Source organism: Type-F symbiont of Plautia stali (genome assembly GCF_059731105.1).
The window spans coordinates 2,595,912-2,616,182 of record NZ_AP035909.1; the positions used below are offsets into that span (position 1 = coordinate 2,595,912).

At 60.0% G+C, this 20,271-nt stretch carries 11 protein-coding genes and 1 pseudogene; 8 read left to right on the forward strand and 4 right to left on the reverse strand.

Going from position 1 to position 20,271, the window contains the following annotated elements:
* Window positions 1-3: 3 nt before the first annotated feature.
* Both dcd and udk read right to left on the reverse strand, forming a co-directional pair.
* Complete coding sequence (gene dcd / locus AC6I7A_RS12295) at window positions 4-585, reverse strand: dCTP deaminase (RefSeq protein WP_058956688.1); 582 nt, start codon at window positions 583-585, stop codon at window positions 4-6.
* An 81-nt stretch (window positions 586-666) separates the two neighbouring features.
* A complete protein-coding gene (gene udk / locus AC6I7A_RS12300) occupies window positions 667-1,308 on the reverse strand; it encodes a uridine kinase (RefSeq protein WP_009089240.1) in 642 nt (213 codons plus the stop codon).
* A 284-nt stretch (window positions 1,309-1,592) separates the two neighbouring features.
* Between udk and AC6I7A_RS12305 the strand changes: the two genes are divergently transcribed.
* The 3 genes from AC6I7A_RS12305 (at window position 1,593) to yegD (ending at window position 7,134) form a co-directional block, all read left to right on the forward strand.
* Window positions 1,593-2,207, forward strand: coding sequence for a phosphatase PAP2 family protein (locus tag AC6I7A_RS12305; RefSeq protein ID WP_009089238.1), 615 nt, complete (start codon window positions 1,593-1,595; stop codon window positions 2,205-2,207).
* A gap of 163 nt (window positions 2,208-2,370) precedes the next feature.
* Window positions 2,371-5,706: a diguanylate cyclase gene (locus AC6I7A_RS12310; protein ID WP_058956689.1), complete on the forward strand. Its 3,336-nt coding sequence runs from the start codon at window positions 2,371-2,373 to the stop codon at window positions 5,704-5,706.
* A gap of 75 nt (window positions 5,707-5,781) precedes the next feature.
* Entirely contained in the window at window positions 5,782-7,134 is a 1,353-nt protein-coding gene (yegD, locus tag AC6I7A_RS12315) for a molecular chaperone (RefSeq protein WP_058956733.1), read from the forward strand.
* Window positions 7,135-7,251: 117 nt separating this feature from the next.
* Here yegD and AC6I7A_RS12320 read toward each other — a convergent pair whose 3' ends face one another.
* Both AC6I7A_RS12320 and AC6I7A_RS12325 read right to left on the reverse strand, forming a co-directional pair.
* Window positions 7,252-8,595, reverse strand: a complete 1,344-nt coding sequence (locus AC6I7A_RS12320; RefSeq protein WP_009089231.1) for a carbohydrate porin — start codon at window positions 8,593-8,595, stop codon at window positions 7,252-7,254.
* 208 nt (window positions 8,596-8,803) lie between these two features.
* A complete protein-coding gene (locus tag AC6I7A_RS12325) occupies window positions 8,804-9,763 on the reverse strand; it encodes an aldo/keto reductase (protein ID WP_167431445.1) in 960 nt (319 codons plus the stop codon).
* Window positions 9,764-10,003: 240 nt separating this feature from the next.
* On the opposite strand from AC6I7A_RS12325, the gene AC6I7A_RS12330 reads away from it, so the two are divergent.
* From AC6I7A_RS12330 to baeS, 5 genes and pseudogenes are all read left to right on the forward strand, one after another.
* Entirely contained in the window at window positions 10,004-11,236 is a 1,233-nt protein-coding gene (locus AC6I7A_RS12330) for an MdtA/MuxA family multidrug efflux RND transporter periplasmic adaptor subunit (RefSeq protein WP_058956690.1), read from the forward strand.
* Complete coding sequence (locus AC6I7A_RS12335) at window positions 11,236-14,358, forward strand: MdtB/MuxB family multidrug efflux RND transporter permease subunit (RefSeq protein ID WP_046102202.1); 3,123 nt, start codon at window positions 11,236-11,238, stop codon at window positions 14,356-14,358. The genes AC6I7A_RS12330 and AC6I7A_RS12335 overlap by 1 nt, the downstream gene beginning before the upstream one ends.
* Entirely contained in the window at window positions 14,355-17,429 is a 3,075-nt protein-coding gene (mdtC, locus tag AC6I7A_RS12340; RefSeq protein WP_058956691.1) for a multidrug efflux RND transporter permease subunit MdtC, read from the forward strand. The genes AC6I7A_RS12335 and mdtC overlap by 4 nt, the downstream gene beginning before the upstream one ends.
* A 40-nt stretch (window positions 17,430-17,469) precedes the next feature.
* A pseudogene (locus AC6I7A_RS12345) lies at window positions 17,470-18,888 on the forward strand (MFS transporter); the annotation flags it as partial.
* Window positions 18,885-20,270 (forward strand): envelope stress sensor histidine kinase BaeS, encoded by a 1,386-nt coding sequence (gene baeS, locus AC6I7A_RS12350; RefSeq protein ID WP_058956693.1) that lies wholly within the window; start codon window positions 18,885-18,887, stop codon window positions 20,268-20,270. The pseudogene AC6I7A_RS12345 and the gene baeS, both read left to right, overlap by 4 nt.
* The last annotated feature ends 1 nt before the right edge of the window (window position 20,271 follow it).

A 20,271-nucleotide genomic window follows, 5' to 3' on the forward strand; every position in this document is an offset into this window, starting at 1 on the left:
AGATCAGTCTTTGTCGATACGACTGGCGTCAGCGCCCTGCTGACCCCGATATTTGGCATCTTCACGACGGTTATAAGGGCGCGCAGCCGGGCCAGAAAGCGGCTCGAAACTCAGCGCGCCGATAAGCATACCGGGACGCAGCGCCAGCGGCAGTTTACCGGAATTGTAGAACTCCAGCACGATCCGGCCCTGCCAGCCGGGATCGATGCGGTGCGCCGTGACATGCACCATCAGTCCGAGCCGGGCCAGCGAAGAGCGACCATCCAGCCAGCCCACCAGATTGTCCGGCAGCGTCACCGACTCCAGCGTTACCGCCAGGGCCAGCTCACCCGGATGCAGGAAAAAGGCTTCGCCATCTGCCAGCACGATCTCATCGCTCATCACGCGATCCAGTGCCGCGCTCACTTCCTGTTTCGGGCCACTCAGATCGATAAAGGCTGCGGTATGACCGCTGAAGGTACGGAACTGATTGCCCAGGCGCACATCGACCGTGGCGCCGTTGATGCGCTCGACCGGCGGACGCGGCTCAATCGCCAGCTTGCCACTGTCCAGCCAGGCTTCGATATCGCGATCGCATAATCTCATTGCGGTAACTCCATGACATGAGTGTAGCAAACCGGCAGGCGTGCCTGCCGCCGGTCTGCCTCACGTCCTCAGGGACGTGAACTATTCAAAAAACTGGTTGATTTTCGCCTTGAGGATATCGATGGCAATACGGTTCTTGCCGCCGCGCGGCACGATGATATCCGCGTACTGCTTAGACGGTTCGATAAACTGCAGGAACATCGGACGCACGGTCTTCTGATACTGGCTCATCACCGAATCCATTGAGCGGCCACGCTCATTGACGTCACGCTTCATACGGCGCATCAGACAGATGTCGAGCGGCGTGTCCACGAAGATGGAGAAGTTGAGCTCCTGGCGCAGGCGCGCGTCGGTCAGCAGCAGGATCCCCTCAAGGATAATCACCTTCTTCGCCTTCAGGATCTGCGTTTCCTGGGTGCGGGTGTGCTCGACATAGCTATACACCGGCAGCTCAATATCCTGCCCGGCTTTGACGGCCTGCAGATGCTGCAGCAGTAAATCATGATCCATCGCGCTCGGATGGTCATAATTGGTTTTAACCCTCTCTTCCATGGTGAGGTGACTTTGATCTTTGTAATACGCATCTTCCGGGATAACCCCGATATGCTCGCCACCAACCTGATCACGGATTTCACGGTAGAGCGTGCTGGCAATTAAACTTTTACCGGATGCGGAAGCGCCGGCAATGCCTACAATCACGCACTGATGGGACTTGTCAGTCATACTTTTTTAAGACCTGATAACTGGAGCCTGCCACTGGTCACACATTACGCGGGCAGCTGACGGGCCGAAATGGAGAGGGTGTGTTCGCGCTAAGTATAGGGATTTCGGCCTTTTGATGCCAGAGAAATGGCGTCTGCGACTTTTCAGACTTTCTCCTTTGGACGCCACTCATTTCACCGATAAACTAGTGTCACCCCCTACTCAGAAAAAAATGGCCTGCGCAGCGGGCCGTTCAGATAACCCGTGTCGCGAACGTGACGACCGAATGATGCATCAGGAGTTGTATGCACTGGAAGACTTTGACCTATTTTGGCGACAGCATGCTGTTGATTCCGACAGCGGTGATTATTGCGCTGATTCTGCCGTGGAAGAGTGATAACCGTCTTACGGTGTTTTACTGGATTGTGGCATTTGGCCTGGCCGGTCTGACCGTCAGTCTCTCTAAAATTCTGTTTCTGGGCTTTGGCATCGGCAGCGCCCGCTTCAACTTTACCGGCTTCAGCGGTCACAGCGCCATGTCTGCCACCCTGTGGCCAGTGATGCTGTGGCTGATCTCCGGGCGCTGGCCTGCGCTGCTGCGCGTCGCGGCGATTGGCGTTGGCTATCTGATCCCGCTGATGGTCGGTTTCTCCCGTCTCGTTATCCACGCACACTCGAAAAGTGAGGTGGCGACCGGTCTGCTGCTGGGCTTCACGCTGAGCACCGCGTTTCTGATCTCCCAGCGCCGTACCGCGCTAAAGGGCTTCAGCTGGCCGCAAATCGGGGCCGCGCTGCTCGTGCCGTTTGTCCTGATGAGTCACGGTCGCGTTGCCACTACCCAGCAGTTTCTGGAGCGCTTCTCCGCCAGCCTGGCGGGTCTGGAAAAACCCTACACCCGGGCCGATCTTTTTCGCCAGTAATCAACAGGCTGCCCATCGATATTTCCCTGCCCGTCAATTCGCTGAATAACGGGCAAACTCGATTTCCTCCCTTTTTTCTTTGCCGAATGTGCTAGCATGCAGTCAGAGAATGACCGGTGCCTGATTCGCCATTGCGGAGCCCTGCACCCTGCCGGAAGTCTGCATGACGATTGAGATCTTTGCCCCGCAAAATAGCACACCTGGCCGCTGGCTCTCGGCCCTGCTCCTGGGCTGTGCGGTATTTGTCCTGACGCTGTTCTGTCTTGAACTGATCGTGGTGAGCGTGAAAATTTCACCGCTCTGGTTCCCGACCACCTTCATGACCATTGTGGTGTTTCGCTGCCCGTTACGTCAGCTGCCGCTGCTGCTGACGGCCTGCGTGCTTGGCACCGCAGCCGCTAATGCCATCGTCATCGGCCCTGCCCTCTCTAACATTAAATTCGCCCTGCTCAACCTGGTGCAGGCAGGCGTGGGCGGGATGCTGCTGCGCGCCCTGCTCGATCGGCGCGCGCCGCTGAATTCGCTGCACGACTGGGCACGGCTGGTGCTGTCGGTGGGCATTGTGACCCCGCTGCTCGGCGGGCTGCTGGCGCTGTGGATGCTCAGGGTCAGCGGGCACGCGTCGTTTCCCTTCTTCTATACCTGGGTGATCTCTGAAATCATCGGCATGCTGGTGTTAGGCCCGATGTTACTGCTGATGCCGTGGCCGCTGCGGCGCGCGCACTTCAGCGATCTGCGTCCGGCGGAGTGTGTGCTGACGCTGCTTATCACTTTAGGCGCCAGCTACCTGGCACTGCGTTTTATGCCGTGGCCCTTTACCTTTATCGTGGTGATCCTCTTCTGGTGCGCCGTTCGCCTGCCTAAGCTGCAGGCGTTTGTGCTGTTCTTCCTCAATGCCAGCTTTATCGCATTATTGCTGGCCTGTAACCTGGTCAGCGTGGTGAATAACAACACCGCGCTGGGCCCGGTCTCCAGCTGGTTACCCTTCCTGCTGGTCCTGATCCCCAGCCATATTATGTCGCTGGTGATGGATGCGTTCCGGCGCGAAAAGCTGCATATCACCGACAGTGAAACCCGTTTCCGTCATGCGATGGAGTACTCCGCGATCGGTATGGCGCTGGTCGCGCCGCAGGGTAACTGGCTGCAGGTGAACCGGTCGCTTTGCCAAATCCTGGGCTACCCGGCGGAGGAGCTGAAGCTGCTGACGTTCCAGCAGATTACCCATCCCGACGATCTGGCCCTCGACCTGCAGCAGGTAAACCAGCTACTGGAAGGTGAGATTGATACCTACACCTTTGAAAAACGCTATTTCCGCAAGGATGGCGAGATCGTCTGGGCGCGGCTGACAGTGTCGCTGGTGCGTGACGGCGACACGGCACCGCTCTATTTTATTGCGCAGATCATCGACATCTCCGAGCTGAAAAAGAGCGAGCAGGTAAACCGACGCCTGATGGAGCGCATCACGCTGGCGAATGAGGCGGGCGGCATCGGCGTCTGGGAGTGGAACCTGCTGACCGGCGAGATGCTGTGGGACAAGCGCATGTACGCCCTGTTTGGTCTGGCTCCGCATGAGTCGCCCAGCTATGACCTCTGGCTCCATCTGCTGCATACCGCCGACCGCGAATATGCCGCATTGACGGTGCAGCAGGCGATAGAGCTGCGCAGCGCGTTCCATATGGAGTACCGCATCGTGGACGCGCAGGGTCAGCGCTGGATCCGCACGCAGGCGAACCGGCAGCTGAGTAAAGAGGGCCGTATCGAGCGTATGCTCGGCATCTGTCAGGACATTACGCCGCTGCGTAATCTCAATGAAGCGCTGTTTCAGGAGAAAGAGCGCATGGCGATCACCCTGGACTCGATCGGCGAGGCGGTGATCAGTACCGATGAAGCGATGCGCGTGGCCTTTATGAATCCGGTGGCGGAGAAGATGAGCGGCTGGTCTCAGGAGCAGGCCGCCGGCAAGCCGCTGAGCGAGCTGCTGCACATCACCCAGGGACAGACCGGCCCTGAGGTGGAGAATCTGCTGCTGTGCCAGTTACCGCCGGAAAAAATCACCCCCGATCTGGATGAAGATCTGGTGCTGCACACCCCGGATGGCGGCCATATCGATATTCACTACAGCATTACGCCACTGCGCTCCGAAGCGGGTCTTGAACAGGGCGCGGTGATGGTTATTCAGGATGTGAGCGAGTCGCGAAAACTGATGAAGCGCCTGAGCTACAGCGCGCTGCATGACACCCTGACGCGTCTGCCTAACCGGGCCAGTTTTGAGCTGCAGCTTAAGCGACTGCTGTTTGACGCGGCTGAACATCATCATCAGCACGTGCTGGTGTTCATCGACCTGGATAAGTTCAAAGCGGTCAATGACAGCGCTGGCCATGCTGCGGGCGATGCGTTACTGCGGGAACTTTCAGAGCTGATGCAGCACCATCTGCGCAGCAGTGATTTCCTGGCCCGACTGGGCGGCGATGAGTTTGCCCTGCTGATGGCCGACTGTCAGGTCGACCAGGCGCGTGACGTGGTGCAGCGGATTGTGGCCGCCGTAAACGACTATCGTTTCCAGTGGCAGGAACGCCGCTATCAGGTGGGGGCGAGCGCGGGCGTCACACAGATTTCCGCCGACAACTGCGTCAGCGGTGATGTGCTGTCGCAGGCAGACATCGCCTGCTACAACGCCAAACGCAGCGGGCGCGGACGGCTGGTCGTCTTTGAGCAGCATCGCCTGCCGCTGCCGGGCAACCCTCAGGGAGTGGATGCTGCGATGATTGATGCGCTGCAAATTGAGCTGCCCGCCTGGGCTGTCGCCCCGCCCAAAACGCCTCAGTCAGCCTTTATCTGGCTGCTGGAGGTCCAGCTGTTGACTGCGGAGGGGATACTGGTGGATGAAACCCTGCTGCGTCATAACCTGCCGGATGAAACGCTGCGTCGCCGGCTCGATAGCAATATCATCGAGGCCTTTTTCCGCCAGGACGTCGGGACGCTCAACAAAAAAGGGATCCCGGTCATCCTGCCGCTGAGTGAAGAGCTGCTCGGTGACGCCGCTTTTGTGCAGCAACTCTGTCAGCGCTTTGTCGCCGCAGGTCTCGCCAGCAGCCGCTGTGGTTTTGCTTTCCCGGCCGCCAGCGTACTGAGTAAGAGCGATCGGTTCTATACTGCGCTGCTGCAGCTGCGTGAGTGTGGCTGTCGCATCGCGCTGCACCACTTTGGCCGCAATCTGGACGCCTTTAATCTGCTGAGTGACGAAGTGGTCGATTACCTGGTGCTGGCACCGGAACTGGTCGCTAACGCCCACACCAGCCTGATGGATGAGATGCTGCTGACCATCATTCAGGGCCAGGCAACGCAGCGCCATATTTCGGTGCTGGCGGGTCCGGTTTCCGTTCCGGCGGTGCTTAGCACGCTGGCTGATCTTGACGTCGATGGCGTCTGGGGCAGCGCGGTAACCGAGCGTCAGCCGCTCCGTTCCCTGGCGGAAGATCGCCTCTTTGCTATCCGCTGATTCCCGCGCTTGCCGCTTGCCGCCCTGCTGAAGCTGCGCTAAAGTCGCCCCCTTTTTTCCGGCATGGGGGCGAAAATGTTCATAGGATTCGATTACGGCACGGCTAACTGCTCCATTGCAGTGAGCGAAAATGGCTCGCCGCGTCTGTTAACGCTGGAAAAGGGTCAGCGTCTGCTGCCGTCAATGATCTGTGCACCGACCCGCGAGTCGGTCAGCGAATGGCTCTATCGCCATCATCAGGTGGCCACCCCTGACAGTGAAACCACCGCGCTGCTACAGCGCGCGCTGCGTTACAACCGCGAAGAGGATATCGAGGTTCAGCCCGGCAGCGTGCAGTTTGGTCTGACCGCCCTGCAGCACTACATGGTCGATCCCGAAGATGTCTGGTTCGTTAAATCCCCCAAATCCTTTCTGGGTGCCAGTGGCCTGAAGCCACAGCAGATCGCCCTGTTTGAAGATCTGGTCTGCGCCATGATGCTGCACATCCGCCAGCAGGGTGAAAGCCAGCTCGGGCAGACCCTCGATCAGGCGGTGATCGGTCGCCCTGTCAACTTCCAGGGGCTGGGCAGCAATGAGTCGAACCAGCAGGCAGAGGGTATCCTGCTGCGTGCCGCCCACCGCGCCGGATTCCGTGACGTTGAGTTTCAGTTTGAACCCGTCGCCGCCGGACTCGATTTCGAAGCGACCCTGCAGCAGGAGACGCGGGTGCTGGTGGTGGATATCGGCGGCGGCACCACCGACTGCTCGATGTTGCTGATGGGCCCGCAATGGCGCAACAGAGCCGACCGTCGTGAAAGCCTGCTGGGCCACAGTGGCTGTCGCGTCGGGGGTAACGATCTCGATATCATGCTGGCCTTTAAGACGCTGATGCCGCTGCTGGGTCTGGGTGGCAACACTCAGAAGGGCACCGCCCTGCCCGCGCTGCCGTGGTGGAACGCGATTGCCATCAACGATGTGCCGGCGCAGAGCGACTTTTACAGCGCCGCCTGCGGGAAATGGCTGCGGGATTTAGTGCGTGACGCGGAACAGGGTGACATCGTGGCGCGTCTGCTGAAAGTGTGGCAGCAGAAGCTGAGTTACCGCCTGGTGCGCGCGGCGGAAGAGAGCAAGATTGCGCTGTCAGACGCCCCGGTGCATACCGCCTCACTCGACTTCGTGGCCGCCGCGCTGCAGACAGACGTGAGCGTGGGTCAGCTGCAGGAGGCGATCAGTCAGCCGCTGGAGAAAATTCTGGAGCAGGTGCAGCTCGCCTTAGCCACCAGCCAGATTAAGCCTGATGTCATTTACCTGACCGGCGGCAGTGCGCGTTCGCCTCTGCTGCGCGCGGCGCTGCAGCAAACGCTGCCCGACACGCCGATTGCCGGTGGCGATGATTTCGCCTCGGTCACGGCCGGTCTGGCTCGCTGGGCAGAGGTGTTGTTCCGCTAGGCTGGCACTGTAATACTAAAAACGGCACCTTAGGGTGCCGTTTTTGTTTGCGGATAACTGAGAGCAGGCTCCCATCGCTTTACGTCTGAGAGTCGTCTGTTCAGGTTTTATTGAGGATCAGAAGGCAATATTGGCGCTGATACCGCCGATAAAGGCATCTTTGACTTCACTCACCGCACCCGGTGCTACCACATACTGCAGGTTAGGCCGCAGTGACATCCAGTTCGTCACTTTGGCGTTGTAGTAAACCTCATAGTTATACTCTGACCCTTCCTGAATCGGCAGATAGGTCGGGCTGTCAAAGCGGCTCTCACCATTAGCCTGATTCTGCTGACGCAGTGAGCGGGTATAGTCGCTGTTCACATGAATGCGTGATGCGCCGACGCCAATCTCATCCTGCGGACGGGCATCAAACGGACCGGTCCAGGTAAAGGCGACAGACTGGTAGTTATCGGTTTTCGAGGTCTTGTGATCGTTCATCACAGCCTGTACCCGCACGCCCAGACCACGATTCACATCGCCATCCTGCGCGGTCAGCTGCTGTTGTAACAGCAGATAGCCGCCATAGGCGTGAGCCTGGTCCTGATAGCCGCCGTTGCGCCAGCTGCCATAAACATCGCCATCTACTGACGAGTAGTAGTAGCCGATGCGGTAGTTACCCGGTAATTTCTCCGGCCCGAACGTCGGTTTCCAGCCCAGTTCGACCGGCACCAGATTGCCTTCAGAGTTGCTGGTATCCAGCCGGAAGCCATCGCCGCGATCGTAGTTGGCGCGGTTCTGGTTGTAGAAACCTACCTGGAAGAACAGCTCAGGCGTCATATTGATTTTTACCCGACCGCCCCACTGCGAGACCGGCCAGTTGAACCAGCGGTCGCCACGCCAGTTACCCGCCTGGCCGCTGCCCAGCGCCAGGTTCTGGAACAGGTTGCCATCGAAGTTATCGAAGTCCTCGCCCACGGTGACCCGCCCGGCTTTCAGATCAACCACATCGTTGAACAGCCCTTTGCGCAACCAGAACTGCGTCAGCCGCCAGGTCTGACCGCGACCGTACACCTCCTGAACCGATGAGAGCATACCGGTGCGTTTATCCGCCACCTGCTCAGAGAGATTCTGTCCGTCGCGGTTAGTGACGGTCATCTGAAACTCTGCATCCTGCCAGTTCAGCAGTTTTTCCAGATCGAAGTTGGTGCCAAACGTCCACTGATCGCTGTAGCGCATGGTGGTGTTGGTATCTGCGCCGCCACCCAGATTGGCGGCACTTTCCATGGTGTAGTTAACGTCAAACTTAATCCCTTCGTCCTGCAGCTGCGTTCGGTAACCGTCCCAGTCACCAAACATCCATTCGGAATCCGGGCTCAGAGCGTCAGCCGCCATAGCGGGCGCGGAGAGGATGGCCAGGATCAGGGTGCCGGTTGCCACACGGCGCAGCGGAAAAGCGTGCTCTGCTTGTCTGTTTTTCATGGTGCGTTTTCTTATGTGAGTGACAGGAAGTGACGCGCAGAGGATAGTGCTGGATAAGCTTCAGTTTTTGTAAATACGTGCGCATAATTTCCTGAAACATCAGTTTATTAACGCATTTGTGATCGGGATCGCTGAATGGTTATTCTGCGGGCAGAATGCGCATTTTTTGACAGGCGTAATCGATAAAGGGGCGCTAGCGCCCCCTGAATCAGCGGCTGGCCTCGTCCAGCTGTGCAATCTGCTCTGGGGTCAGGGTCAGCTGTGTCGCCCCCACCAGGTCGTCGATCTGCTGAAGCGAGGTGGCGCTGACGATCGGCGCGGTAATCCCGGGACGGGCGATCTGCCAGGCGAGTGCGACCTGCGTCGGCGTCACCTGATGCGCCTCGCTGATGGCATCCAGCGCGTCGAGAATCCGCAATCCGCGCGGATTGAGGTATTTCTCTACCACGCCCTGCCCCCGTGCGCTTTTTCCGGCATCAGCCGCATCACGGTATTTGCCACTGAGAAAACCGCTGGCCAGCGAGTAGTAGTTGATGACGCCCAGACCGTGCGCCATGACCACCGGCTCAAGCTCCGATTCATAGGGCTGACGATCGTAGAGGTTATATTCAGGTTGTAAGGTCTCATAACGCGCCAGCCCCTGGCTCTCACTCACCTGCAATGCCTCCTCAAGCCGCGCCGCACTGTAGTTAGAGGCCCCGATGGCGCGCACTTTCCCTTCCCGGATCAGGCTGTCGAAGGCACTCAGGGTGTCGGCCAGCGGCGTATCCTGGTCGTCGCGATGCGCCTGATAGAGATCGATATAGTCAGTCTGTAACCGCCGCAGTGAATCTTCGACCGCCTGGCGAATATATTGCGGCTTCAGCCCGGTTTTCTCGGGTGACAGCTCCATGCCGACCTTGGTCGCCAGTACGATCTGGTCACGTTTACCGCTTTTTTTCAGCCACTCACCAATAATGGTTTCCGATTCTCCCCCTTTGTTGCCCGGTGCCCAGCGGGAGTAGACGTCGGCGGTGTCGATAAACCAGAGTCCTTTCTCTACCAGCGCATCCAGCAGCGAAAAGGAGGTCGGCTGATCCACCGTCCAGCCAAATACATTGCCGCCAAACGTCAGCAACGGCACCGCGATACCACTGTCACCTAACTGCCGGGTTTGATTCTGACTCATCCTCTGCTCCTTATTTGCCTGATAAAGGGTCTTTATCTCAGCATAGCAAAGGGATTTTCATGGCTTAATGACGATTGTGCTGCGATTAATGAAAGAACAGGCATAATTACGCCGTCCTGACAGATATCCTTAATTCCTTCAATTTCTGCCTGTCAGAGGCGACTACACTCTGTCGTTTGCAGGCTCCCCCTTTGATGCCTGCGCCTGGGACTACGTCACTGCTGGAGAGCATCAACAATCATGAGCACCCGACATCCTGTTATGAAAAAAACCCTGATCGTGCTGGCCCTGATCGCCGTGGCCGCTGGCGGCTATTACGTCTGGCAGCGCCCCGCTGAGCCGCAGAGCAGCCAGAGTGGCTCGCCAGCCCCACGCGGTAAGGGTGGCGATGACGGCGCACGCCGTTCGCTGGCACCGGTTCAGGCCGCTACAGCGACCCGCCAGAGCGTACCGCAATATCTGAGCGGTCTCGGCACCGTCACCGCCGCCAATACCGCCACGGTGCGCAGCCGGGTGAATGGCGATCTGCTGGCGATTCATTTTACCGAAGGTCAGCAGGTCAAAGCGGGCGAGTTGCTGGCGGAAGTCGATCCGCGACCTTATCAGGTAGCCCTCACCCAGGCGCAGGGCCAGCTGGCGAAAGATCAGGCGACGCTGGCTAACGCCCGCCGGGACCTGGCACGCTATGAAAAGCTGGCGAAAACGTCGCTGGTTTCGCAACAGGATCTGGATACCCAGCGCTCACTGGTCAGCGAAACGCTCGGCACCCTGAAAGCCGATGAGGGCAGTGTCGCCAGTGCGCAGCTTAACCTCACCTACAGTCGGATTACCGCCCCCATTGCCGGCCGGGTTGGTCTGAAACAGGTGGATGTCGGCAACTACGTGACCAGCGGCGACACCAACGGCATTGTGATCATCACCCAGACGCAGCCGATCGATGTGGTCTTTACCCTGGCAGAAAACAGCATCACGCCGATTCTGAAAGCGCAGAAAAGCGGTGAGCCACTGCTGGTGGAAGCCTGGGATCGCAGTAACCAGAATCTGATTGCCAGCGGTAAGCTGCTGAGCCTGGACAACCAGATTGATGTCACCACCGGCACCATCAAAATCAAAGCGCGTTTTGACAATCAGGATGACACGCTCTTTCCCAATCAGTTCGTCAATGTACGCCTCAAGGTCAACACCCTGCAGGATGCGATTGTGATCCCGCCTGCCGCACTGCAGATGGGCAACGAAGGCCACTTTGTCTGGGTGGTCAACAGCGACAACAAGGTCAGTAAGAAAAGCGTGATGGCCGGGCTGCAGGACAGTCAGAAGGTGGTGGTCAGCGCCGGTCTGGAAGCGGGTGAGCGTGTCGTCACCGACGGTCTGGATCGCCTGACTGAAGGTGCGAAAGTCGAGGTCGTGACCGCCCAGAGCAGTGCACCGGGCAGCAGCCGGGCCACCCTGCCGTCAAAAGGAGAGCGTGAGTAATGCAGGTCATGCCTCCCGATCACAGTGGCGGGCCGTCACGGCAGTTTATTCTGCGTCCGGTTGCCACCACGCTGTTGATGATTGCGATTTTACTGGCCGGGGTGCTGGGTTATCGCTTCCTGCCGGTGTCGGCCCTGCCAGAAGTAGACTATCCGACCATCCAGGTGGTCACGCTCTATCCGGGCGCCAGCCCGGATGTGGTCACCTCTTCCATTACCGCCCCGCTGGAGCGCCAGTTTGGCCAGATGTCCGGCCTGAAACAGATGGCGTCGCAAAGCGCGGGGGGCGCCTCGGTTGTGACCCTGCAGTTCCAGCTGTCCCTGCCGCTGGATGTGGCGGAGCAGGAGGTGCAGGCCGCCATTAACTCCGCCACCAACCTGCTGCCCAACGATCTGCCCAATCCACCGGTCTACAGCAAAGTGAACCCGGCCGATCCGCCGATCATGACGCTGGCGGTCACCACCAGCAGCATGCCGCTGACGCAGGTTCAGGACATGGTGGAAACGCGGGTTGCGCAGAAGATTTCTCAGGTCAGCGGCGTCGGCCTCGTCACCCTGTCGGGCGGTCAGCGTCCGGCCGTGCGGGTAAAAATGAATGCCCAGGCGCTGGCGGCGCTGGGTCTGACCAGCGAAAGCGTGCGTACCGCGATCAGCAATGCCAACGTCAACTCCGCCAAAGGGAGCCTGGATGGCCCGACCCGCTCAGTCACCCTGTCAGCCAATGACCAGATGAAATCTGCTGAGGATTACCGCCAGCTGATTATCAGCTACAAAAATGGCGCACCGGTGCGGCTTGGCGACGTGGCGACCATCGAACAGGGCGCGGAAAACAGCTGGCTGGGTGCGTGGGCCAACCGCGATGCGGCGATTGTGCTCAACGTCCAGCGTCAGCCCGGAGCCAATATCATCGCCACCGCCGACAGCATTCGCGCCATGCTGCCTGCGCTGACGGCGACGCTGCCAAAATCGGTGGAGGTAAAACTGCTCACCGACCGCACCACCAATATCCGCGCGTCGGTCAGTGACACACAGCATGAGCTGATGCTGGCGATGGCGCTGGTGGTGATGATTATCTACCTCTTTCTGCGCAATGTGCCGGCCACCCTGATTCCGGCAGTCGCCGTGCCGCTGTCGCTGATCGGCACCTTTGCCGCGATGTATTTCCTCGGCTTTTCGATCAACAACCTCACGCTGATGGCGCTGACCATCGCCACCGGCTTTGTGGTCGACGATGCCATCGTGGTGATTGAGAACATCTCACGCTATATCGAGAAAGGAGAAAAGCCGCTCACCGCTGCGCTGAAAGGGGCTGGCGAGATCGGTTTCACCATCATCTCCCTCACCTTCTCGCTGATTGCGGTGCTTATCCCGCTGCTGTTTATGGGGGATGTGATTGGCCGCCTGTTCCGCGAATTTGCCGTGACGCTGGCAGTGGCGATTCTGATTTCTGCCGTGGTCTCGCTGACGCTGACGCCGATGATGTGCGCCAGAATGCTGAGCGCAGAGTCGCTGCGCAAACAGAACCGTTTCTCCCGGGCCAGTGAAGCGATGTTTGACCGCATCGTGGCCGTTTACGGTCGCGGCCTGAGCCGGGTGCTGAATCATCCCTGGCTGACGCTGTCGGTGGCGCTGGGAACGCTGGTTCTGACACTGGTGCTCTGGATGATCATCCCCAAAGGCTTCTTCCCGCAGCAGGACAACAGCATTATTCAGGGCACGCTGCAGGCTCCCCAGTCCGTTTCCTACGCCAGCATGGCGCAGCGCACCCGCGACGTCGCCTCGGTCATCATGAAAGATCCGGCGGTGCAGAGCCTGACCTCCTTTGTCGGCGTGGATGGCACCAACGCCTCGCTGAACAGCGCGCGGCTGCAGATCAACCTGAAACCGCTGGATGAGCGTGACGACCGCATTCCTGAAATCGAGCAGCGCCTGCAACAGCAGGTCAGTCAGCTGCCGGGCGTCCAGCTGTGGCTGCAGGCGGTGCAGGATCTCACTATCGATACGCAGGCGAGCCGCACCCCCTATCAGTTCACGCTGCAGTCGGGTTCCCTGTCGTCGCTCAGCACCTGGGTGCCCGCCCTGCTGAACCGGCTCAGAACCCTGCCGCAGCTGCGCGATGTCAGCAGCGACTGGCAGGATCAGGGGCTGGAAGCCTACGTCAATGTCGATCGCGACAGCGCCAGCCGCCTCGGCATCAGCATGGCGGATGTCGATAATGCGCTCTATAACGCCTTCGGCCAGCGGCTGATCTCTACCATCTACACCCAGGCCAATCAGTATCGCGTGGTGCTCGAGCAGGACAATCACGCCACGCCGGGCCTGCAGAGCCTGGACGCGATTCGCCTGAACAGCACCGACGGCGGCAGCGTGCCGCTGAGCGCCATTGCCCGCATCGAACAGCGCCATGCGCCCCTCAGTATCAGCCATCTCGACCAGTTTCCTTCAGCGACCTTCTCTTTTAATGTCGCTGACGGCTACTCGCTGGAAGATGCGGTGAAAGCGGTGTCGCAGGCTGAAGCAGAGCTGGGGATGCCGGCGGAGATGATGACCCAGTTCCAGGGCAGCACCCTGGCGTTCGAAGCGGCGCTGAGCAGCACCGTCTGGCTGATTGTGGCGGCGATTGTCGCGATGTATATCGTGCTGGGCGTGCTCTATGAGAGCTTCATCCACCCCATCACCATCCTCTCCACCTTGCCCACGGCCGGTGTCGGCGCGCTGCTGGCACTGATGCTCAGCGGTAACGAGCTGGATATTGTGGCGATCATCGGCATCATCCTGCTGATCGGTATTGTGAAAAAGAATGCCATCATGATGATCGACTTTGCGCTGGCGGCCGAACGTGAACAGGGGATGAAACCCTATGACGCCATCTATCAGGCCTCACTGCTGCGCTTCCGTCCGATTCTGATGACCACGCTGGCGGCCCTGCTGGGTGCGCTGCCGCTGATGCTCAGCACCGGCGTCGGCGCGGAACTGCGTCATCCGCTGGGGATTGCGATGGTCGGCGGCCTGATTCTGAGTCAGGTGCTGACGCTGTTCACCACGCCGGTGATCTACCTGCTGTTTGATCGCCTGGCGCACGCCACCCGCCGCCGCTTCGGCCGCACGGAGGCCGCAGAGTGAAGTTCTTTGCCCTGTTTATTCACCGGCCCGTCGCCACCACCCTGCTGACGCTGGCCATTGCGCTGGCCGGAATTCTGGGGTTCCGGCTGCTGCCGGTTGCCCCACTGCCGCAGGTCGATTTTCCGGTGATCGTCATCTCCGGCTCGCTGCCGGGGGCCTCACCCGAGATCATGGCGTCGTCGGTCGCCACGCCGCTGGAGCGATCGCTGGGACGTATCGCGGGCGTCAGTGAAATGACCTCCATGAGCTCGCTGGGCAGTACCCGCATCATTCTGGTGTTCGATTTCGACCGCGACATCAACGGTGCCGCGCGCGACGTGCAGGCTGCGCTCAACGCGGCGCAAAGCCTGCTGCCGACCGGCATGCCCTCACGTCCGACCTACCGCAAAGTGAACCCCTCTGATGCGCCAATTATGATCATGACGCTGACCTCGGATACCTACAATCCGGGCCAGCTCTACGATTATGCCTCGACGCAGCTGGCGCAGAAGCTGTCACAGATTCAGGGGGTCGGCGACGTTACCGTGGGGGGCAGTTCGCTGCCCGCCGTGCGCGTGGCGCTGAATCCGCAGGCGCTGTTTAATCAGGGTGTCTCGCTGGATGCGGTGCGCACCGCCATTTCCGACGCCAACCAGCGCCGCCCGCAGGGCGCAGTGGATGATTCACAGCAGCGCTGGCAGTTGCGCACCAATGACGCGCTGCAGACCGCCCGCGAGTATCAGCCGCTGATCGTGCATTATAAAAACGGCGCGGCGGTGAAGCTGTCTGATGTGGCGACCGTGGAAGATTCGGTTCAGGACGTACGCAACGCCGGGATGTCACGCGGTAAACCGGCCGTGCTGCTGCTGATCCGCAAAACCCCTGACGCGAACGTCATTGAGACGGTTGACCGCATCCGTGCCGAGATGCCGCTGCTGCATGAGGTGATCCCGGCCGCCATCGACCTGCAGATTGCCCAGGATCGCTCCCCTACCATCCGCGCCTCGCTGCATGAAGTGGAGCAGTCGCTGTTAATCGCCGTCGGGCTGGTGATTCTGGTGGTGTTCGTGTTCCTGCGCTCCGGGCGCGCCACGCTGATCCCCGCCATCGCCGTGCCGGTCTCGCTGATTGGCACCTTCGCGGCCATGTACCTGTGCGGCTTCAGCCTCAACAACCTGTCGCTGATGGCGCTGACCATAGCCACCGGCTTTGTGGTGGACGATGCGATCGTAGTGCTGGAGAACATTGCCCGCCATGTGGAGGCGGGTATGAAACCGCTGGCCGCCGCGCTGAAGGGCGTGCGCGAAGTGGGCTTTACCGTGCTGTCGATGAGCCTGTCGCTGATTGCGGTTTTCCTGCCGCTGCTGATGATCGGCGGGCTGATTGGCCGTTTCTTCTCGGAATTTGCCATTACCCTGTCGGTGGCGATCGCCATCTCGCTGGTTATTTCGATCACCCTGACGCCGATGATGTGCGCGTATCTGCTGAAGCCTCACGCGCCACGCAGCCAGCCGCGCCGGCGCGGTGCAGGTCGGCTGCTGATGGCGATTCAGCAGGGCTATGGCCGATCGTTAAGCGTGGTGCTGAATCATGCGCGCTGGGTGCTGCTGCTCTTTTTCGCCACGATTGCCCTGACCGGCTGGCTGTTTGTCTCTATCCCGAAAACCTTTATGCCGGAACAGGATACCGGGCGACTCGCCGGGTTTATCTCCGCGGACCAGAGCATCTCGTTTCAGGCGATGCGCAGTAAGCTGCAGGATTTCATGGAGATCGTCGGAGCCGACCCGGCGGTAGACAGCGTGGTGGGCTTTACCGGTGGCATGCGCACCAACAGCGGCTCCATGTTTATCTCCCTGAAACCGCTCTCTGAGCGCAAAGAGAACGCGCAGGCGGTTATCGCCCGGCTGCGCGACAAGCTGGCGAAAGAGCCGGGTGCCAGCCTCTATCTGAATGCGGTGCAGGATCTGCGCGTCGGCGGCCGGGAGTCGAACGCCGGATACCAGTATTCGCTGCTGTCGGACGATCTCAATGCGCTGCGCACCTGGGAGCCGAAAATCCGTCAGGCGTTCTCTGCCCTGCCGCAGCTGGCGGATGTGAACTCCGATCAGCAGGATAAAGGCAGCGAGATGGCGCTGACCTACGATCGAGAAAGCATGGCCCGTCTGGGCATCGATGTCTCCGGAGCCAATGCGCTGTTAAATAACGCCTTTGGTCAGCGGCAGATCTCCACCATCTACCAGCCGCTTAACCAGTACAAAGTGGTGATGGAGGTGGATCCGCGCTATACCCAGGATATCAGTGCCCTGTCACAGATGTTTGTGATAAACAGCGAAGGCAAAGCGATTCCGCTGTCGTGGTTCGCCCACTGGCAGCCCGCCAATGCCCCACTGTCGGTGAACCATGAAGGGCTGTCGGCTGCCTCGACCATCTCGTTCAATCTGCCGGAAGGGGTTTCGCTGTCACAGGCCTCTGACGCGATTGAGCGCACCATGACCGCGCTGGGCGTGCCTTCCAGCGTACGCGGCAGCTTTGCCGGCACGGCGCAGGTGTTTCAGCAGTCGCAAAGCAGCCAGCTGTGGCTGATGCTGGCGGCGATTGCCGCGGTCTATATCGTGCTGGGGATCCTCTATGAGAGCTATGTGCATCCGCTGACGATCCTTTCCACACTGCCTTCGGCGGGCGTGGGCGCGCTGCTGGCGCTGGAACTGTTTGATACCCCCTTCAGCCTGATTGCCCTGATTGGTATCCTGCTGCTGATCGGTATCGTGAAAAAGAACGCCATCATGATGGTCGATTTTGCGCTGGAAGCTGAGCGCAACGGCCAGCTCAGCGCACGGGATGCCATTTTCCAGGCGTGTCTGCTGCGCTTCCGGCCGATCATGATGACCACACTGGCGGCGCTGTTTGGCGCGCTGCCGCTGGTGTTATCCAGTGGCGACGGGGCGGAACTGCGTCAGCCGCTGGGGATTACCATTGCAGGGGGTCTGGTGATGAGTCAGTTACTGACGCTCTACACCACGCCGGTGATCTACCTGATGATGGATAAGCTGCGGCGCAGAAAGCGGTCGCGGTCAGCCGCACCGCAGACGTAACGCCTGAGGCTGCAGCAGGCCACCGGGCAGATCGGCTGAATCGGGGGAAGGGATGAGTACGCAAAGCACTAACGTCCGCTGGCAGTTGTGGATTGTCGCCATCGGCTTTTTTATGCAGACGCTGGACACCACCATCGTGAATACGGCTATTCCGGCGATGGCGCACGATCTGGGCGTCAGCCCGCTGCACATGCATGCGGTGATCGTCTATTACGTCCTCACCGTGGCGGTGATGCTGCCGGTCAGCGGCTGGCTGGCGGATCGCTTTGGCGTGCGCAACATCTTCTTCAGCGCGATCCTGCTGTTCAGTCTGGGATCGCTGCTGTGTGCCCTCTCCGGCACGCTGGATCAGCTGGTGCTGGCGCGGGTGGTTCAGGGGATTGGTGGTGCCATGATGGTGCCGGTGGGGCGACTGACGGTGATGAAAATCGTTCCACGTGAGCAGTATATGTCCGCCATGACCTTTGTCACCCTGCCCGGCCAGATTGGCCCGCTGCTGGGCCCGGCGCTGGGCGGGGTGCTGGTCGAATACGCCAGCTGGCACTGGATCTTCCTGATTAATATCCCGGTCGGCATCGCCGGCGCGATTGCCACCCTGATGCTGATGCCCAACTACAGCATGCAGACCCGCCGCTTCGATTTTGCCGGTTTTTTTCTGCTGGCCGCCGGTATGGCGACCCTGACGCTGGCGCTGGACGGTCAGCGCAGCAGCGGCGGCTCCGCCCTGCTGCTGGGTGCGATGATCCTCGCGGGCCTGTTCTCGCTGCTGTTCTACCTGATGCACGCGCGCGGCAATGATAACGCGCTGTTCAGCCTGAAGCTGTTTGATAACCGCCTCTACGCTATCGGCCTGCTGGGCAGTTTTACCGGCCGTATCGGCAGCGGCATGCTGCCCTTTATGACGCCCATCTTCCTGCAGCTCGGCATGGGCTACAGCCCGTTCCACGCCGGTCTGATGATGATCCCGATGGTGCTGGGCAACATGGGGATGAAGCGTATTGTGGTGCGCATCGTTAATCGCTATGGCTACCGCAACGTGCTGGTGATGTCGACCGTGGCGCTGGCGCTGGTGGTGCTGCTGTTTCCGCTGGTGGCGATCCTGGGCTGGGTCTGGCTGCTGCCGCTGGTGCTGTTTCTTCAGGGCATGGTCAATGCCATTCGCTTCTCCTCGATGAACACGCTGACGCTGAAAGAACTACCGGACACGCTGGCGTCGAGCGGAAACAGCCTGCTGTCGATGATTATGCAGCTGTCGATGAGTATTGGCGTCACCGTCGCCGGGCTGCTGCTGGGCGCCTTTGCTCAGGAGGGCGCAGCCAACAGCGCAGCAGAACATCAGATGTTTATTTACACCTACCTGTGCATGTCACTGATTATTATCCTGCCCGCGCTGATCTTCTGGCGCGTTCCGCCGCAGGTGAGTAGCAACGTCGATTTGCGACGCCGGAGAAAACAATGAGAGTTAACCTGCGCCTGGGTATCGGGGCCAAACTGTTTATGGCGATTTTCGCCACCTGCATGCTGGTACTGATTACCATGCACTGGGGAGTCCGCCTCAGCTTTGAGCATGGCTTTGTCGACTATATCAAGCGCGGCAATCAGCAGCGCCTGAGCCTGCTCGGCGATGCGCTGGCCGATCAGTATGAGCAGCACGGCAACTGGGATTTCCTGCGCCACAACGACCGCCTGGTGTTCACCATGCTGCGTTCGCTGGAGCAGAATCCGGGCAACAGTCAGCTGCCGCCGCATGGCTGGCGCACCCAGTTCTGGATCCTCGACCAGCAGTACAGGGTGCTGGTCGGGCCGCCCACGCCGGTGCCGCCCGAGGGCACGCGACGCAACATCACCACCAGCAACGGTAAGGTGGTCGGCTGGGTTATCGGCTCCCCGCCGGAGCGGCTGACGCGCAGCACCGACATTAACTTCGATCAGCAGCAGCGCCGCACCAGCTGGATTATCGTTGGCCTCTCGACGCTGCTGGCGGCGCTGGCCACCTGGCTGATGGCGCGCGGGCTGCTGGCCCCGGTCAAACGGCTGGTCGACGGCACCCATCATCTGGCTGCGGGCAACTTTGCCACCCGCGTCGAAGTCAGCAGCCGGGACGAACTGGGCCAGCTGGCCGGTGACTTTAACCTTCTTGCCAGCTCGCTGGAGAAAAACGAAAGCATGCGCCGCGCCTTTATGGCGGATATCTCCCATGAGTTACGCACGCCGCTGGCTATTCTGCGCGGTGAACTGGAAGCGATGCAGGATGGCGTGCGCAAACTGACGCCGGAAGCGATCGCTTCGCTGCAGAGTGAAGTGGTGGTGCTGACCAAGCTGGTGGATGACCTGCATCAGCTGTCGCTGTCGGATGAGGGTGCCCTGGCCTACCGCAAACAGGCGACCGACCTGGTGCAGCTGCTGGAAGTCACGGCGGGCAGCTTTGCCGAACGCTACCGCGCACATGGCCTGACGTTAAAGCTGAACCTGCCCGATGATGCTCCCTTCTTCGGCGATCCCGATCGCCTGATGCAGCTCTTCACTAACCTGCTGGAGAACAGCCTGCGCTACACCGACAGTGGTGGCCGGGTTGAGGTGACGCTGAAGTATCAGGCTCCGCACTGGCGGGTAGAGTTTGATGACAGCGCGCCGGGCGTGGATCGGGAACATCAGGCGCAGATTTTTGAACGCTTCTTCCGCACCGAAGGCTCCCGTAATCGGGCCAGCGGCGGATCGGGACTCGGCCTCGCCATCTGTAAGAACATTGCAGACGCGCACGGCGGCGATATCTCTGCGTCGCACTCTGATTTAGGTGGACTGAAAATCGCGCTACACTTGCGCTATGTTCCCCTTGCGTAGA

Excerpts from the sequence above, each read along its gene's own strand:
- dcd (WP_058956688.1), bottom strand. The coding sequence starts at position 585 with ATGAGATTATGCGATCGCGATATCGAAGCCTGGCTGGACAGTGGCAAG.
- udk (WP_009089240.1), bottom strand. The coding sequence starts at position 1,308 with ATGACTGACAAGTCCCATCAGTGCGTGATTGTAGGCATTGCCGGCGCT.
- AC6I7A_RS12305 (WP_009089238.1), top strand. The coding sequence starts at position 1,593 with ATGCACTGGAAGACTTTGACCTATTTTGGCGACAGCATGCTGTTGATT.
- AC6I7A_RS12310 (WP_058956689.1), top strand. The coding sequence starts at position 2,371 with ATGACGATTGAGATCTTTGCCCCGCAAAATAGCACACCTGGCCGCTGG.
- yegD (WP_058956733.1), top strand. The coding sequence starts at position 5,782 with ATGTTCATAGGATTCGATTACGGCACGGCTAACTGCTCCATTGCAGTG.
- AC6I7A_RS12320 (WP_009089231.1), bottom strand. The coding sequence starts at position 8,595 with ATGAAAAACAGACAAGCAGAGCACGCTTTTCCGCTGCGCCGTGTGGCA.
- AC6I7A_RS12325 (WP_167431445.1), bottom strand. The coding sequence starts at position 9,763 with ATGAGTCAGAATCAAACCCGGCAGTTAGGTGACAGTGGTATCGCGGTG.
- AC6I7A_RS12330 (WP_058956690.1), top strand. The coding sequence starts at position 10,004 with ATGAGCACCCGACATCCTGTTATGAAAAAAACCCTGATCGTGCTGGCC.
- AC6I7A_RS12335 (WP_046102202.1), top strand. The coding sequence starts at position 11,236 with ATGCAGGTCATGCCTCCCGATCACAGTGGCGGGCCGTCACGGCAGTTT.
- baeS (WP_058956693.1), top strand. The coding sequence starts at position 18,885 with ATGAGAGTTAACCTGCGCCTGGGTATCGGGGCCAAACTGTTTATGGCG.